A 17536-nucleotide genomic window follows, 5' to 3' on the forward strand; every position below is an offset into this window, starting at 1 on the left:
TGACATATATATCGTTAGTTTTCTTTTTACCTTACTTTTTTATCATCTTTTTTTCGAGCCCTTGTATTTTTTTAACTACCACTTTTAAATCGAAGTTTAAAAGAGCTAGAATCTTTCTTGTAATTATCATTTATTTACTGAGTACAGTTTTCGCAATGAACAGTTTACAATTTTCTTTTTTCGTAGATATAAAAATATCTATACTCTTTTCATTGCCTGCATGGCTACATTTCATTATTTACATCATAATACACAAAAAGTTGATGCAAGATCCGTGTTCCCAAACTAAAAACGATTAATATACTATCATATATACGATAGGTTGTGACTTATCATTTTTTTTAATGCAGATCATGAACGAATAGATTTAAATATTGATCTACAACTTAGAAAAATAAAAGATGTAAGATAGGGAGGTGATGAGATGAGCATTTGTTTCCCTTATCTTACATCTTCTTTATTTACTCATAAAAGAGTCTGAAATGCACAGTAATCTTCCGACTTGCTCTGCTGTTTTCAACAAATTGGTACTAGCCTGCTCAGGTTGTATGGCTTGTTGAAGAGAAATAGGCCCTTGCACGATAGAGAAGAAGGCGTCAATTCCAAACTCATGAATGTGTGAGTCACTTAACGAAACGTCGCCTGCTAATGCTATCACCGCAATGCCTTGTTGTTTCGCTAACTTTGCAATTCCCGTTGGTGCTTTTCCCATAGCACTTTGCGCATCTAACCGTCCTTCTCCTGTAATCACTACTTGCACATCGCGGAGCTTTGCCTCCATCTTTAACTGTTCTAAAAGAAATGAAACACCAGAGACGAACTCCCCTTGCAAGAAACCTAGGCATGCAGCCCCCAATCCACCTGCTGCACCGCCACCGGCGTAGCGCTGTAAATCTACCCCCATCTCGGTATGCACTAAGCTTGAGAAATGCTGTAATCCTTTGTCTAATGACTGAACTTCTTCAGGGCTCGCTCCTTTTTGCGGAGAAAAGATATAGGCAGCACCATTGGGACCATATAGCGGGTTTTGTACATCACACAGAATATGAAATGTTACGTGCTGCAAAGCTTTGTGAACGTTGGTTGTATTCATAGTTTGAATGGAAGTTAGGTGTTTACCGCCAAGCCCTATTGCATTCCCATTAGCATCTAAAAATTGAAAGCCCAACGCTTGAAGCATACCAACACCAGCGTCGGTTGTCGCACTTCCTCCTAGTCCAATATAAACAGACTCACAGCCATCATCTATGGCGTGACAAATGAGTTCACCTACACCGTAAGATGTAGCTTCCATTGCTTGTTTATGACGGGGGTCAACGAGGGGAAGACCACAAGCTTCAGCGACCTCAATGACGGCAGTTTTTCCTTCATGAATCAGACCATATGTAGCAGTGGTTGGCGTACCTAACGGTCCTGTAACTTCTGTCTTTACATAGGTTCCATGCAGTCCAACCACAAAGGCATCCACCGTTCCTTCACCACCGTCGGCAATAGGAACGGTTTTTACGTGAAATTGTGGGTTGGCTTGTTGCAACCCTTTTTTAATCATTTCATTCGCTTCACTGGAGGATAGACTTCCTTTCAGAGAATCCATCGCAACGAGTATATTCATGTTAAAACCTCCAACAAATAATATTTCAATTTAGAAACCTTTGAAAGATTGACGTAGTGTGGAGTTGGAGTGAATCTCACGCCAATAGATGAACGAATACCTTTTTAATTACTTATAAAATTGTTTCGAAATTATCGAAATTAAGGTTGATTTTTAGTGCCATATCTTTCAAACAACATGTTCCTCCAGTACGAGGAGAAAGACATTTTAAACACTAAAATAAACAACTTAAGTTGAAGGAAGGCAGCTCATAGCGGATATTATCTGTTTGTACAATATACATAGATTTTGTTTGTTTGTAAACTTTTATATTTTACACACAAAATTGTTGACGGTACCCACGGTAAATAGTTTTTATTTTTATATTCAAAAAAACATGTAATAAGGTTAAAATGGAATAAAGTGTTATATTGTGTTCAGACTGAGTGTAGAAAAAATACGATTTTTGAGTGAGGGTTGCTTGATGAAAATAAAGTTACTGTTGTGTTTTGTTATTTTCACTTTATTAACTTCGTGTTCATTTGGTATAGGTGAAGAAGAAAGTGGATCTCAAAATAAAATTTCTATTCAAAACACAAACTTTTTTGACACAGAGGAAGCGAGCAAACTACTTAGGCATTTCTCATTGTCTGGTTACGGAAATCTTGCAATAGAAGGAATAACAAAAGAAGATCAAACGATAGAATTCACTGTGGAAGAATGGAAAGAAGGAGTCATTCAAAACCAAAATGTTTATAGTTATACGGATGTAGGGGATGACTTTCTAGGTGAGCTGTTGATTACCTTAAAAGAAAGCGAAAAAAAAGAAAACGTCTATGAACTCAAGATAACGACATTGTACCAGAACAGAGGAGGGGCGACTTCTTCTATTAGTGAATTTGATGTATCTAAAATAGCAGAAAATGATTCTATATCAAGCTTTAAAGCATTGAATTCCTATGAAAATGAAGGGTTTGAAGAAGATCAAGTTGCTATTTGGGGTTATGTCGCTTCAATAAATAGCATCTCTGGCAGAGTGCTTGAACAAGATTTAAAAAGCATGGCAACACAGGTGGATTTTGCGATTATAGTGACAATGAGTGTGAAAACAGTTGAAGAGTAATATATGTAAACATCTATTAATATTTAACCTCGTTAAAATGTCGTCGCCCTCCAGTAGTGTGAAAATCCCGGGGGATCGACGACAAAATGAAAATAAGAGTATAGATTAGATATAGGGAGTAAACAAGAGTAAAGATCTCATAATCTTGATGTTGATATTTTTTTAAGTATGTAGAAGGAGTTTTTTTGTCTATGTAGAAATAGTATAAGCATAGGCATTTTTGGGGTTCATATCGTACCTATAAGGAATTGAAACCAGGTACGACTATCAACATCGCGATGACCATTGATAGTTCATATCGTACCTATAAGGAATTGAAACCCGAGTCCCATGTCTAAATAAAACGCAACTCTATTGTGTTGGTTCATATCGTACCTATAAGGAATTGAAACTCCACTGATTTTTTGAGATGATCAATATCTTCATCTTCTAGTTCATATCGTACCTATAAGGAATTGAAACCATATTTAGTAGTCGTAATTTTTTTAGTAGGTTCCGTTCATATCGTACCTATAAGGAATTGAAACGATGGTGCAACAGTATTCGTGCCAACTATTGGGGAATTTGTTCATATCGTACCTATAAGGAATTGAAACAGTGAAAACTATACGAACATAAGTCAGTCAAAAAACGTTTATATCGTACCTATAAGGAATTGAAACTTTAAACGAATAGAGATAGCATCTATTAAGTCATTAGTTCATATCGTACCTATAAGGAATTGAAACACCTTTAGTTTTGTGTCCCTACCGGTCATATCAACGTGTTCATATCGTACCTATAAGGAATTGAAACTATTCTCTATCTGACAATATTTGCTCCATATTTTTCACAGGTTCATATCGTACCTATAAGGAATTGAAACAAGTCTGCTTGTGCGCTATTGTATTCTGGTCTTCTATCACTCGTTCATATCGTACCTATAAGGAATTGAAACCAAAATCTCTGTTCAACTCTCTTAATTCTTCTTTAATTTCGTTCATATCGTACCTATAAGGAATTGAAACTTGATAGTAAGAAGCATCTTCACCATCAATAGGTAAAATCGTTCATATCGTACCTATAAGGATTACAAATAACATTCGATGAAATTAGAATCGTAATTGTTTTTGTTCATGCCTGTATCAACAATCTGTAAGACAAACTAATGTTCTACCTATTATGTCCCTACTACTCAAAGTGGGGATTTTTTTATTGTAATTTATAACTTTTTGTATGAAAAGATCGATAAAAGAAGGAATTTCCAATAATTTATCAAATATTATAATGTATCTTTGATTTAATATAAGCTTAAGGAGGACTTGATGATCTAAAAAAGCGGTTTTACGCTCACCAAAAAAAGATGGAAACTGATTTATCATTACACAGAGGGATTTTTAATCATCCAAACCATTCTGTTCGGAAGATAAGTGGAGAGAATTTTTTGAATCGTATTTGCCCCGTAGGGGATCTGTTAAATGGAAAGCAGAAACGATGGAATTGCAGAGAAGCACGAAAGATGAGATATTAATTTTCTTCTTTCTAAACTTAGTGAATGATTTGCAAAAACGAGGCACCGTACCTGCAATAGATATAAAACAATATATGAAAGTACTAGACTCTAATAAACTACCTACCGTTTGAATATATAGCTACACTTGTAATTTAAAAAAGCAGGAGGGGGACACATGACTTCTGAAAAAGAATGTAGTCCATACCAAGCATATACTACAGAATGGACCAAAGAATACATCATTCGGATATTATCTGAGTTAACCATGCATGGTGCAAATAACAAAACAGAACTACGAGCCACTGAATTAAGAGGGTTACTAAGATATTGGTGGAGAACACTGCAACAAGATAAGATAGAAAATCATCATGCCTTATTACAACGAGAAACGATGTATTTTGGAGGAAGTAAATCTAAAAAAATCGATATATCGACTGCATCTCCCATCATTTTTAGATTGTCGGAAGTCAAAAACGAAAAAGAAGCAGAGTTGAAAATACACATCAGAAAACAAAATAAACTTTCCGCCTCAATAGAAGATCCGATGGATATATACGACACCTATATTCGATATATGTTTATGCTATCTGGATTTGGTAAACAGGGACGAAAGGGTCATGGTGCTTTACAAATAGATCAATGGAAAGATGTAGATCATTTTTTGAAAGAATTAAATTGTATTTTTGAAAAATTAAAGCTAGATCATTATAAGCCGGATACGAATACGCATGGATCAGATGTCGTTATGATAAAAAAAGACATAGTTAAACCAACTTCACATCTCACATTACAATTTGTTTGTCTTGGGCCTGGATACGATGATTACAACGATGCTAGAACCAAAGCAGAAAAGGCATATAAGATCGGAAAAAAGATATACGGTAAGTTAGTGCAAGGTAATAGATATTCCTCGCCTTTTCATTGTACTGTTCGTCAATTCGGTGAGAAATATCATCCTATCGTTTCTGCTGTTTTTCCAGATAAGTATGCGGATGATAAGAAGTATAACGAAGCCAAACAAGACTTATGTCGTTTACTGAAAAATAAAAATAACGACATGATTTGAATGCAAACCTATATACCATAGTCAGGAGGATACAATGGAACAAGAACAAAGTATGGTTGCTATAACCATCGGTCCAGCACAAGCTTTTATTTCCTCTGCTCGAAAAATGGAAGATTTGTGGAGCGGAAGCTATATTCTTTCTTATTTATCTGAATTAGGATTGCAACATATATTCGATATGTGTATTGCTGAATCATTGACAATAAGGAGCATATATCCGAATTATTTAGATGCCCAGTCCTTAGAAGCCAGACCAAATAAAGAAGTACCTTCCATGCCTAATAGACTAATGTTTTTGCTGAACGATAATCCACAACAAGCAGCACGAATTGCAGAGCGAATAGCGAAAACAATAGAAAATGAACTTGTTAAAATGTACAGCCAATCTTTTACAGATATTTTTGGAGATGTAAAAGATAGTCAGACATATATGTATGAATTTGGAGAGCAGCAAGTTGCAAATGCATTGGAAATATATTGGGCGGTTGAGCCTACAACGTGTGATGACAAGCAATTTGAAAGAAGTAAAAAGAAATTAGAACAAAAATTAATCGCCATGAAACATCAACGTAAATTTAGAAATGAAAATCAGCAAGGCATCGTATGTACCGTTTGCGGTGAACGAGAAGCATTGCATCAGGAACAAATTTTAAACAGTCATCGTCTCTTTGAAATGAAAAAACAATTACAACAAACGTGGAAAAAACGAAACAAAGATAAAGGTTATGACAAAAGAATACAAGACAGAGAGTACTTGTGTGGTGTGTGTAGCACTAGACGGGCATTTCGAGCGGTACTTAGTAATAGAGGAAGATCGGTGAAACACTTTGATAGTGTACTTACCTTTGCAGAGGAAAATAATTATTACGGGTTAGTGTTAATGGACGGAGATAACATGGGACAGTGGTTTAAAGGAGAGCATCGTAATGACGGACAGTCTTTACTTACATATAATCAACAACTTAGCCGTAAATTAGTTGATTTTTCTACTCAGGCATTGGATACGGTCACAAGTGAAGATCATAAAGGAAGATTAATTTACGCCGGCGGAGATGACGTATTTGCTATCGCTCCATTACATACCATCTTACCGATGGCACATCAGTTGCAAAAAGATTTTTATAACGTACTAGAACAACTGAAATCCGATCAAGAACCAACTAGTTCAGCAGGGATTATGATTGTACATGGTAAAACTCCTCTAAATATAGTGTTAAACCATACACGTCGCCTAGAAAAAAAAGCTAAAGCACATGGACCAGATAAAAATGCATTTGCGCTATCTATATATACCGGAAGTGGAGAAATAAGAGAGGTTTCACTACGATGGGAGGCAATGGAATCTGTTCAACAATTAGTAAACAGTTTGAAAAAAGATACGTCTGCAAACTTTATTTATACTTTTACAGAGACCATCTTACCATTGCTAGGTTCTCATCTGAATAATTTAACAGACAAGGAAGAACAAGCACAAAAAGATGAATTGAAAGAAATCATTCAGATTGAACTATCTCGCATGATGCATCGATCAGGTAAAAACTACGTGGAAGATGATATGACAACAGAGCTGTTAATTCAAAGTGTAATGGCTTGTTATCATTGTGCGCCTACTGTTTTTCAATTCATTCATTTATTGCAAATAGCTAGATTTATGAAAGTGAACATGACAAGAGTGAAGCAACAATCAGATGCGAATGCGCAAAGCTAATGAATCGGAAAAGGAGTTTATTATGAATAAGCATGGTATAGTACTCAAACCAATAGACACATTCTTTTTTCGTAATCATCAATCGTTTACCGCTGGGGAGGATAGCGAGGCAGAAATGGTATTTCCACCTCATTTAAGCACGGTATATGGTGCACTACGAAGTGCATATATACATCAACATAGCGATTTTTCTATCTTTTCGGAAGGAACAGATAAAAACGTTCGACATTGGATGGGAACACCATCAACCATAGGGCAATTTGCCATACAGGGTGGGTTCCTATGTCGCATGCAAAAAAACGATCATGATGAACTAGAAGACATCTACTTTCCTATTCCACTAGACTATCAAATTGAAGATAAAGCAGATGGAAAAGTGTTACCCCTAAGATTACAAAAAAAAGACGAACAGGACTATTCTTCACATCACGGTTCACATTATCTATATCGAACTACAGAAGAAAAAGCAGCATCTATGCAAGGCGTATATGTGCCCTATCAAGAGTGGATACAAGCGTTAATTGATCCGAATAAAATTAACCGGTGGTTTAAAGTAACGGATTGGTTGCAACGTAACCCTAAAGTGGGTATAGGAAGAAATAATAAGGAAAACAAAGCAATCGATACAGAGGGGGAAGGTCTCCTTTATCGAATAGATATGTCTATGTTTAAAGATAAAGAATTAGGACTGCTCGTACTTACAGAGGATAAGCATTGTCCGGATCTCACACAAGTCCCTTTTGCTCGACTTGGTGGAGAGAATCGTCCTTGGACAATACACCAGTTGCCTTCATCCATAAATCTATTAACAAAGCAGCAAGAACAAAAGATAATACAACAGGTAGAAAAAAGCAACATGGCAAGGTTAGTCCTACTAACACCAGCTATATGGGGCTATCATAATGGATCTTCTTCAACGGGACAGAAAGATCGAATCGTGTGGCAAGAAAATGAAAATGAACAAAAATTAATGATCGATGAATTAGAAGTGAGCGTTTTGACAAGTGCTGTTGAGCGTCCAAACCTTATTGGTGGTTGGGATATACATAAGAGAAGACCGAAACCAAGAAGAACAGCCATTCCAGCTGGCTCTGTCTTCTACATTCAAGTGCCAGAAGGACAAGCAGAAAAAATTGTTACTAAAATTCACGAAACCCGATTAACAAATGAACTGAGCCATGAAGGATATGGAATTTCTTTTTGTGGCGTTGTACAACAATAGATGAGGAGTGTTACCTATGTTTAAAAAAGCGTACCCTTTTATGTTGCAAGCTATTTCATCCGTTCATGCAGGAAGTGGTAGTGAAATTGGCATTGTCGATTTACCTATCCAACGAGAACAGCACACAGGAATACCAAAAATAGAAAGCTCTACTCTCAAGGGAGCAATAAAAGCGGATTTTGAACTTAATCAAATTTTACAAGAAGAAACAGATTTTAAAGAGAAAATGAAATGGACGTTTGGTAGTGATCCTCAACAGAAAGAGGATAAAGAGAATAAAACGGTAGCGGGAGCCATTTCTTATGCAGATGCAAGATTATTGTTTTTCCCAGTCAAGTCGATGAAAGGTGTCTTCGCCTTGGTCACTTGTCCAGAAGTGCTGAACCGTTTTGTTAGAGAAATGAGTCAATTTCAAGATGACATTAAGATACAATCGCCCATAGAAGAAGGTTGGAACGGATGTAAAGTATGTGAGAAATCTAGCCTAACAATGGGAGATAAGAGCAGTAAGGACAGTGAGAACAGTGGAAAGAAGAATATCGTATTAGAACAGTATGCTTTTCCAGTTGAGCAAAATTTAGAGTTAGATGCGTGGGTCAAGTCATTAGCGAATTGTTTGTATTTTAGTGATGAAAATGATAAAAGTGATAAAGATAACCCTAACAATGAAAATAAGAAAATATTTGTAAATAGATTAACTGAAAAACTAGTTATATTAGATGATCAGGCGTTCATGGATTTCGTAAAGTTATCTACTGAAGTAAACGCTAGAATTAAAATCGATTCGAAAACCGGAGTCGTTAATGATGGAGGATTATGGTACGAAGAAAATCTACCACCTGAAAGTATATTATATAGCTTCCTTTTCGTTGGCGATGCCAGAGGTAAGGGGTTAGAGGATTTCGAAAAAGCGGATCATATTAAAAATTTCTTGGATAAGAGGAATGAAATTTTTCAGTTGGGCGGCAATAGTACGTTAGGTAGAGGACTACTGAAATATATGGAGATGAAGGGAGTTGAAAATGTTGGGGGAAACAACTAGTGTGATAAAAAATATGGAAAATGAGAGAGCGAAAGATGCTTTGAAAAATGTAAAAGCTATCTTAGAAAAAAACGAAGATAAGAAGCAACAAACGGTGTACAAGGCGCATGTTAAAAAATTAGCCCCAATGATCCAAGTCAACGGATTAGCACAAACGATGGCGTTTTATCTTTATAAACAAGAAACAATATATGAGCAAATACGAGGTTGGATTATGCAGCAGGAGAGCGAAGACTTTGAAGAGTTTAAGGATAAAGGCAAAGCAGACTTCGTGCAATTTATTATTGAACAAGAGAGTGAAGAGTATAGGCGATTAACTATGGAAGTGATAGCCTATGTGCAATGGCTAGCTCGCTTTGCTGACGGATTAATAGAAAAAGAAGTATAGGGGTGATCAAAATGGAGGATAAGAATCGAATGAAAATTGTTCATCCAAAATATTTAGATGACTACAAGGATCTACCACTCGATCACATGGCGTATAAAATGAACTACTTCATAAAAGAAAGTAGCAATAAACAGAATGATATAAACCCAACAAATTCGTTGAAGGAAGAAAAATCTCTACTGCATGCACAACAGAAGGAAGCATTACTTTCCCTCTCTTCTTCCTATGAGGTTGAAATCATTAAAGCCAAAACAGATGGAAAGCTTGTCCATGGTTTTGGTTCAATAAATGCAAGAGAAACATCAATAAGTATTCATTCGGTCTATGGAATTCCTTATATTCCAGCATCTAGTGTAAAAGGAGCAATGCGAAATTGGGTGATACAAGCTTGCTTCAATGGCATGGAGCCTGATCAATCTATATTATCCGAGGAATCGGAGGCAAATGAAGAACAACAACACCTATACAAAGTATATTTAGATTTGTTCGGTTCGGAAAAATCACGAGGCATGTTACAGTGCATGGATGCTTTTATTGCAAGTAAGGATTTTAAGCTAGAGAAGGATGTGATGACGGTTCATCACAAAGAATATTATAGTGGCAAGCAGGAGTCGCTGGATAATCAAAAATTGGATATCATTAATTTTTATGTATTGAACAATAAAGAAATAAACTTTCCTTTATTTGTAGCAAAAAAAGAAGGAAGACATTCGAAATTATCATCTAACAAACTATTAGATGAAGCTATTTGTTATTTGAAAAATGCTTTAAAAGAAACCGGGATTGGTTCAAAAAAATCATCAAGCTACGGTTACTTTAAAGAAATTAATGATCTGGATATTAGAAAAGAAGTGTACAAAAAGCATGAAAAAGCAGCTGCAGCAAAAGCGAAAGCCAAAGCAGAGGCAGCAGCAAAGGCCGAAAAGCTAAAGCTGGAAAAGATGACGGACGCAGAAAGATTAGTTTATAAAATTCAACAATTTAAAAACATGGATCAAGGTAAAGATGAGTCCAAATCACCACAAATATTTAAAAAAGTATTAGAACTTGCGGAACAAGGAGAATTAGAGCCTGCACAGGAATTAAAAGCATACTGGAAAGAAATAAATCAGTGGGACCTCCCTAAAAAGAAGAAAAAACAAGGTAAACAGTTGGAAAAAATAGAACGTTTAAAAAAACATATTTAATTTATTAATGTAACGAAAAATGAAGCTACCATTACAAATTTGTTTTGGTAGCTTCATTATTACTATAAAATGCAAATGGTAGTGTGAATAAATGGCTCAACAATGTAGAAGGTAAGTTAGCATAAACAATCCACTTGTAAGTATAGTCTTTGCTCATCGTAACACTCCCTTTTTCATAGTTGTACAATAGCAATGGTATCTTTTTTTCACTTGCTATAAGAGATTTGATTACTTCATGCAGATAAGGATCTTCATTTGAAGTAAAACGATAAATTATAATATCAAATTCATTATTATCTAATTTTGTTTTAAAATCATCCACTTCGTAAACGGGTGGTAAAACTGCAACACCTTTAGATTCAATAGCGGGGATTTCTGTTTTTTTCATGATATCAATCTCATCTTTTGAACCCATAACTATAATTTTGGACTTTTTTAGTGAAAGTTGTTCGCTTACCATTTGTTTTAAAATATGAAAAAAAGTTTCGGATGATATTTGAGTAAGCTTTTCATCGATTATTTTACCGAAATCATTTACAGCATCATGCTCAATTTCAGTGAATTTTGATTCAATTTCGGTGAATTTTGATTTAATTTTCTCTTGAAATTCCTTGATAGAATTTGAGAATACATATCGCATATAAAATAAAAAAATTCCAGATATTATACCTAATATAGTAATAACTGCACCCAATATAGTGAAAATGGTGGAGATTGTATTAAATAGTCCTGCTCTTTCATTTTCCACAAACTCTCGGTAATTTTTCAACTCATTTTCAACATATGTACGATAATTTTCATTCTCTTCTTTCAAATAATCATAGTTAGTTGCTTTCCCTTGCAAGATTATGATTTCTTTCTCAAGATCATTAATTTTAGACTGTAACTCTGTTATTTCATCTGCTTCTATTGGGATAGGTAAAGCATACATAGTTAAAATCAAAAAGACAAAGAAAGTTATGATGAAATTTTTTCTACTTTTCCTCAAATTGAAATCCTCCAGCTTTATTAGATATTAATGAACAAAAAGTGTTGATTTATTTTTTGTTAATTTTTAGAACTGTTTCTGTTGTATTTTTCTTTCATTTTTCTGTATAGGTTCAAACTTTCTTTTAAAAATTCAGCTTCATCATCGTTAAGTTTTTCTTTTTTTGATTCAAAAAAAGCGCAATTTTCATAAACCTCTACAGGAATTTTATTTACATCTCTTCCTAAGAGGTAATCAGTACTTACTTGAAATATGTTTGCTATTTTAATGAGTGTTGCATTGTCTGGTTCATTTATATTGTTTTCATATTGTGATATTGTCGATTTAGCCGCACTTAAATGAGAAGCTAGAGCTTCTTGTGTCATGTTTTTTGACTTCCTTAACTCACGTAGAATACTACCCACCATTATTAAAACAACCTTTATCATTTAGTAAAGTTTCATTTTGTCATGTGATACTGCGGAAAATGCTATATGTTCATAAAAAATAAAGGAATTAATTCCCTATATGTATTCTACATTGAAAATACAATATAAGGTGGTTACAAAGCACTAGTTCATGATAAATGTATTTTTTCGTTGTTTATTCTTTATTTTTGCTATATAATCAGTAATATATTCATGAAACATGAATATAGTGTAAATGTAGTTAAGTTGTAAATAGGAAGAGGTGTGGTAATGTACAAAATTCGTTGGTTATTCCCTAATGAACAATATTTTGAAAACTTCACCTCTAATGTATCTGAGTTTTTGCTTCTGTTACAGCGATCTGATTATGTTACATACGAAGGCATAATGTACCAAGTAAGTGCAATAGAATTAATGATAGAAGAACAAATGTGGCTATCTATTTTACTCGATCAAGCATAGGGTGGTTGGATACCTAGCTTTTTTTACATATAGGGGAAGAGGGTTATAATGTTAGGAATGAATCTCTTATAATTTCGTAGGGTTGCTTATTACTAGTTCTTTCTATTTTTCTTTAAAAGCGAAGGTAAACCGTCATAGGCCCCTAAAAGTTAGACGGTTTACAACAAGGTTGAGCTGATCTCTCTTTTGATTGTTTTACGGAAGGTGAGTGTCGGGGTGCTCATATGCCTTAGATCATTTATAACCTAATTACCTAAAATTAATAAATGTCTAAAGTAAATTGTGAAATGATTGATATGTCTTTATAAAATGATTTTGATTGATGTACTAATCAATAGACACCGTCTTCCAGTCCGTTCCATCATAAAATTGCAGCTTTCCATCTTCAATTCGTAATTGTCCTGTGTGCAAATATTCATAGGAAGATCCGTCCCTAATCATTTCCATCCTTCCACCGTTTTTATCCGACGTAAGGACAAACTCAGTAGCATTGGCATTGACTCCATCAGTGGTTTCTGTATCCGTATTTTCTATACTGAATTTTATTCTCGATGCAGCCTCGTCATTTTTGTAATGTAACAAAGCAGTAATGTCACCTACATTAACGGATAAAAATTCCTTATCTTTTCTCCCTTGTCTTGAAAAATAAAATGCGTGTTGTTGTGTCTTACAATCATGAATAAAATCTCCTGTAATGATATCTCCACTTTTAGATATAGCTGTACTTTTCACATCGTTCACTTCTGCCACCAATGCCTCTTGTACTGATGCTATTGAAGTATTATATTTTATTGCAACATTTAGTGGTGTAAGTGCAGTTTCATCGTCGTATAAACGAATAAGGTTGTCACCGGCATGCAAACTTAGGGCGCCCTCTACATATGCTTGTTCTTCAATAGGCTGGCTACGTCGATAACATAATAAATATGGCTCATAATATCTTGCGTGATTGGACGCTACAAAATCTAGTGATTGCGTAGGTGCTTCACTGTCATCTACTACCGAGACCCAGCTCGTTGGCACGCCGTCTACATGTGTTTTTACCTTCCAACCGTTAAAAAATGCTTTTATTTCTTTAGCTTTAGGTGTGTATTCGTTAGTAAATCCAGTCACTTCATCTCGAATTCTAATATATAAGTGTCCATCAGATACACTGGATGCAATATTCACAGTGTCAGGCTCTCTAAAATCGGCGTAATATGGATAAAATTTTCTATCTCCGCTACCTCCATAAACATATTCACCATCTTTAGAGCCAGAATCATCTTTTACGATATTATTGATCGCATACTCTTTATAACCTTCTTGTTGTGAAGTAAAATACCAATCTAAACTGCCGTAGAGTGGAATATCTTTTTCCCAATGTCTGCTGATGTATGCTGTACCTTCCTTAAAATAAAGTTCATCTGGCGAACTTCCATCTAAGCCTGACCCTAACGGTGTGTTTATTTGTAAACGGTCGTGATTAGGAGACTCAAATGGTAGATCTTGCTTACCCACACTAACCATTGGATTAGTAATGATCCATGTGCCTGTTGCTTCTTTGTCCACTACCCAGTTTGCTAGAATCTTCACTGTATCTGGTTGTGGTGTGAGTGTAAATGAACAATGTCCACTCTCTTTTAAGTATCCCATATTGTAAATTGATCCTTTGTAAACGGTAATACCTTCATTATCGATTTCAGCAAACTCAACAAAAAAACCATTGTTGCCCCCAACGTTAGTTACCTCAATATCTGCTGAAATAGTATAATGACTAATGTTTGCATCATGATCAAAATCGTAAGTGTAAGCGATCTTTTTTTCTGTGACAGATGGTTTATTTATATTTGTAACAAAGGGGGTAACAATGTATTCCTTCTCTATTACTTCATCTGTCATATTATAAAATCCATTTGTAGGTATAATGTTTTTCCCTCTTTTTCTGATGATCGGGGTAGTATGCTGTATTCCATTGACATATGGAAACTTTTCTGCAAGTTTATTACCTGTCCACTCAGGATGAACATCAATTAAATCGTACTGTTCCTTAGTAATTTCATACACTCTCAGTGCATCCATATATCCGTATTGTCCATCATCACCTCTAACGTAACCATGAATATTAATTCCATTGTCATTTTGAAATGAAGCAGCATCAAGTTTAATATAACTAGGCTGAAACTGCTGTTGTGTAATTTCGTTACCCACCATGTGTGAATATTCATCATTTAATTTCGTATCGATATATAATTTTATGGATTGTGCATTTCCATTCTTCACGTCAGCCATAAGGATATAGTGTTTGGTATGTTCTAATTTCAAACCAGAGTAATATCCTGTTCCGAATCCTTTGTCTGAAGAAATAGTTATCTTTAGACTTTGATTGCCTACGATAAACTCAGTAGTATCATATGATATAGAAGAATAATTATTATTAAATGTTCCTGTTACAATTCCCCCTTTGTCTCCTAATACATTCAACAGCGTTCTACCTTTTATGTTCGGATACAGAGGTGTTGCTTTGTCCGTAGTAATCACGTTTAGCCCAGTCTCTAAACTGGACGTTGTTTCGTAAGCTTCTCCTAAAACTTCATTTATACCGTCAATTTGTTCTTGGAGTAACTGCTTTTGTTGCAACAACTCATCTACCGATGCTGCATTTTCATCAATAGCATCCCAGTTGTAATTAAAAGATTCTAGTTCGACATATTCATTGATAAGTGGTTTTTTGATCCCTAATTTTGGTGTTTCATTTGGCATCGTCAATCTCTCCCTTTTGTAAATGTTATCTACATAAGAGGGTGACGAACAACTAATTTGACACCCCAAAGAAGGAATTTTAGTATTTTATTTTTAAAAGTGAACTTGACTATATGTGTCGTCGACCCCCAGTAGTGTAAAAATCCCGGGGGATCGACGACAAAATGAAAATAAGAGTATATCGTAGATATGAGGAGTAAAAGAGAGTAAAGATCTCATAATCTTGATATTGATATTTTTTTAAAAATGTAGAAGGAGTTTTTTTGTCTATGTAGAAATAGTATAAGCATAAGCATTTTTGGGGTTCATATCGTACCTATAAGGAATTGAAACTTCTTCGTCCCTTTCGTATTCTGCCGCATGCCTACGTTAGGTTTGTATCGTACCTATAAGGAATTGAAACTACGTACTTAAATCATTGTCGTGCATTCTGTGATTGTTCATATCGTACCTATAAGGAATTGAAACTGTATCCCCCTGTTTGTTTATCTGCAATCGTTAATGCCGGTTTATATCGTACCTATAAGAAATTGAAACAAGGATTCAAAACTGCAAAGTGAGTTCGGATGTGTTGATTTTATATCGTACCTATAAGGAATTGAAACAGTCTTGATATTGCAAATGTTTTTGCAGGCTCTGAGTTTATATCGTACCTATAAGGAATTGAAACTTACGTTCTTCAAGTGATTGTAGATAAAAGATAACAGGTGTTCATATCGTACCTATAAGAAGAAATGAATTCACCCACTAAGGAGCAAATCTATGTACAAATATATCTCGCTTCTATTCTTTCTGATTCCTTTTACATCGTATAATTTAGCTTTTTGGTTCAACTATAATACAAAAATGAATCCCATCCATTGGACATTATTGTTATTAGCAGGCTTACTGTTTGCGATTATCAGTATGAATAAAAAAGAACAAAAACTATTATCCTATACGTCACTTATGCTAAACACACTGGGGCTGCTTTTTTTATTTATTATTTTTGTCGTTATGACATTTTTTTGGAACACCCCATGATGGATAATATCAAAAAAATAATCACTAATATCCCTGAATCACCTGAAAATCGGAATCCCGAAAACTTTTACTTAGTAACCGTGAATCCTCTAAACCATGCCGACCTAGTCTTATATACGTAAGGTTCAAACCACTCACTCCTACCTAAAAAGCAATAGGAGGCTTTTCTCATGCACATCTCACTAACCACCAACATCAAAAAACAACCAAGCCGATGGATCATCATATGTATCTTCATCGTAATCCTAATCGTAATCGCAGCAGCAGTGATCCAAGCGGGTTCCGCAAATAAAAGTGTACAGAACTTCGAGGCAGCAGCGCCTTACCAGATGTACGAGTTTGAAGAAGAGTCGGGGCTAGATATTTTCTCTATTTTCACTGAAGCTGATGCGAAAATAAAAGAAGATTGGAAAGCAATAGAGTATAGTAAAATCACGAAAGCTAGTTCCATTAAAAAGGCATTTTACTACGATGAAAAGAAAAATGCACTTGTTCCAATGGAACAAGAGGAGATGGCAACGACACAAAAAGAAGTATACGAACTAACACTGTACTTAATGAGTGGAGAATTTGAGAAGGGATATGGAGATCCTGACTTTGGTAAAATATTTATTTCATCATATGACTGGAATCAAGAACTTCCTTTATCGTTATCTATGAAAAACTATCTTGCCATCATTTATAGTGGCGATGTAGCAATGAAAACAAATTCACATGTAACCATCGCGCACATGAATAACAAAGATATGGAAATTGCTCTTGATACAGCTTCACCTGGAGGGGGACTAGGCTGGCAATACCCTGATGAAGAAGGATTGGTGCAAAGTGCTACGTTTTCTTACAAAGTGATTCAAGGAAGGCGTCCAGATGACAATCTGTATGTAAAGAGTAATTACTATTTTGCAACATCAGATAGATTGCATCAAGATGAACCTGTTTTTCAAAGTAGTATACGAAAAACATATGTTGAGTTATCTCCATATGACGATGCTGTCAATGTGAATAAGATAGAGGTTTGGCATTCTTTCTGATCGTTATGCATGTAGTTAGACGCTACTGGACATTCTAATTTGTAGTCTATAAAACCATAAACGT

General features: G+C 35.1%; 15 protein-coding genes and 2 CRISPR repeat arrays. Of the genes, 11 read left to right on the forward strand and 4 right to left on the reverse strand.

Annotated elements, in window-relative coordinates:
* Nucleotides 1-457: 457 nt before the first annotated feature.
* Nucleotides 458-1612, reverse strand: coding sequence for a glycerate kinase family protein (locus tag D1Z92_RS00945; protein ID WP_128893765.1), 1155 nt, complete (start codon nucleotides 1610-1612; stop codon nucleotides 458-460).
* A 463-nt stretch (nucleotides 1613-2075) separates the two neighbouring features.
* Here D1Z92_RS00945 and D1Z92_RS00950 point away from each other — a divergent pair, with 463 nt between their 5' ends.
* From D1Z92_RS00950 to cmr6, 8 genes are all read left to right on the forward strand, one after another.
* On the forward strand, nucleotides 2076-2714 hold the full coding sequence (locus D1Z92_RS00950) for a hypothetical protein (RefSeq protein WP_128893766.1): 639 nt from the start codon (nucleotides 2076-2078) through the stop codon (nucleotides 2712-2714).
* 225 nt (nucleotides 2715-2939) lie between these two features.
* Nucleotides 2940-3791: a CRISPR direct-repeat array (repeat unit 30 nt; unit sequence GTTCATATCGTACCTATAAGGAATTGAAAC).
* A gap of 396 nt (nucleotides 3792-4187) precedes the next feature.
* Nucleotides 4188-4337 (forward strand): hypothetical protein, encoded by a 150-nt coding sequence (locus tag D1Z92_RS17170; RefSeq protein WP_164931376.1) that lies wholly within the window; start codon nucleotides 4188-4190, stop codon nucleotides 4335-4337.
* A gap of 44 nt (nucleotides 4338-4381) precedes the next feature.
* Nucleotides 4382-5272: a type III-B CRISPR module RAMP protein Cmr1 gene (gene cmr1 / locus D1Z92_RS00955; protein WP_128893767.1), complete on the forward strand. Its 891-nt coding sequence runs from the start codon at nucleotides 4382-4384 to the stop codon at nucleotides 5270-5272.
* Nucleotides 5273-5306: 34 nt separating this feature from the next.
* Entirely contained in the window at nucleotides 5307-6980 is a 1674-nt protein-coding gene (gene cas10 / locus D1Z92_RS00960) for a type III-B CRISPR-associated protein Cas10/Cmr2 (protein ID WP_128893768.1), read from the forward strand.
* Between the two features lie 22 nt (nucleotides 6981-7002).
* Nucleotides 7003-8202, forward strand: a complete 1200-nt coding sequence (locus tag D1Z92_RS00965; protein WP_164931377.1) for a type III-B CRISPR module-associated Cmr3 family protein — start codon at nucleotides 7003-7005, stop codon at nucleotides 8200-8202.
* A 16-nt stretch (nucleotides 8203-8218) separates the two neighbouring features.
* Nucleotides 8219-9244: a type III-B CRISPR module RAMP protein Cmr4 gene (cmr4, locus tag D1Z92_RS00970; protein ID WP_128893770.1), complete on the forward strand. Its 1026-nt coding sequence runs from the start codon at nucleotides 8219-8221 to the stop codon at nucleotides 9242-9244.
* A gap of 1 nt (nucleotide 9245) precedes the next feature.
* The gene (cmr5, locus tag D1Z92_RS00975; RefSeq protein WP_164931378.1) at nucleotides 9246-9632 is read left to right on the forward strand and encodes a type III-B CRISPR module-associated protein Cmr5; all 387 of its coding nucleotides are present in this window, start codon (nucleotides 9246-9248) and stop codon (nucleotides 9630-9632) included.
* An 11-nt stretch (nucleotides 9633-9643) separates the two neighbouring features.
* Complete coding sequence (cmr6, locus tag D1Z92_RS00980) at nucleotides 9644-10819, forward strand: type III-B CRISPR module RAMP protein Cmr6 (protein WP_128893772.1); 1176 nt, start codon at nucleotides 9644-9646, stop codon at nucleotides 10817-10819.
* A gap of 31 nt (nucleotides 10820-10850) precedes the next feature.
* On the opposite strand, the gene D1Z92_RS00985 is transcribed toward cmr6, so the two are convergent.
* The gene (locus tag D1Z92_RS00985) at nucleotides 10851-11807 is read right to left on the reverse strand and encodes a hypothetical protein (protein ID WP_128893773.1); all 957 of its coding nucleotides are present in this window, start codon (nucleotides 11805-11807) and stop codon (nucleotides 10851-10853) included.
* 59 nt (nucleotides 11808-11866) lie between these two features.
* Complete coding sequence (locus D1Z92_RS00990; RefSeq protein WP_306438796.1) at nucleotides 11867-12235, reverse strand: helix-turn-helix domain-containing protein; 369 nt, start codon at nucleotides 12233-12235, stop codon at nucleotides 11867-11869.
* Between the two features lie 249 nt (nucleotides 12236-12484).
* Here D1Z92_RS00990 and D1Z92_RS00995 point away from each other — a divergent pair, with 249 nt between their 5' ends.
* Nucleotides 12485-12676 carry a hypothetical protein gene (locus tag D1Z92_RS00995; protein ID WP_128893775.1) on the forward strand — a complete coding sequence of 64 codons (192 nt, stop codon included), beginning with the start codon at nucleotides 12485-12487 and terminating at the stop codon, nucleotides 12674-12676.
* Nucleotides 12677-13003: 327 nt separating this feature from the next.
* Here D1Z92_RS00995 and D1Z92_RS01000 read toward each other — a convergent pair whose 3' ends face one another.
* Nucleotides 13004-15418, reverse strand: coding sequence for a hypothetical protein (locus D1Z92_RS01000; protein ID WP_128893776.1), 2415 nt, complete (start codon nucleotides 15416-15418; stop codon nucleotides 13004-13006).
* A gap of 308 nt (nucleotides 15419-15726) precedes the next feature.
* Nucleotides 15727-16089: direct repeats of the CRISPR family, unit length 26 nt; unit sequence TATCGTACCTATAAGGAATTGAAACT.
* Between the two features lie 91 nt (nucleotides 16090-16180).
* Here D1Z92_RS01000 and D1Z92_RS01005 point away from each other — a divergent pair.
* Complete coding sequence (locus D1Z92_RS01005) at nucleotides 16181-16441, forward strand: hypothetical protein (protein WP_128893777.1); 261 nt, start codon at nucleotides 16181-16183, stop codon at nucleotides 16439-16441.
* Between the two features lie 170 nt (nucleotides 16442-16611).
* Nucleotides 16612-17472 carry a hypothetical protein gene (locus D1Z92_RS01010; protein WP_128893778.1) on the forward strand — a complete coding sequence of 287 codons (861 nt, stop codon included), beginning with the start codon at nucleotides 16612-16614 and terminating at the stop codon, nucleotides 17470-17472.
* The last annotated feature ends 64 nt before the right edge of the window (nucleotides 17473-17536 follow it).

Source organism: Longirhabdus pacifica (assembly GCF_004115085.1).
In the GTDB taxonomy this organism is placed as follows: domain Bacteria; phylum Bacillota; class Bacilli; order Paenibacillales; family DSM-105158; genus Longirhabdus; species Longirhabdus pacifica.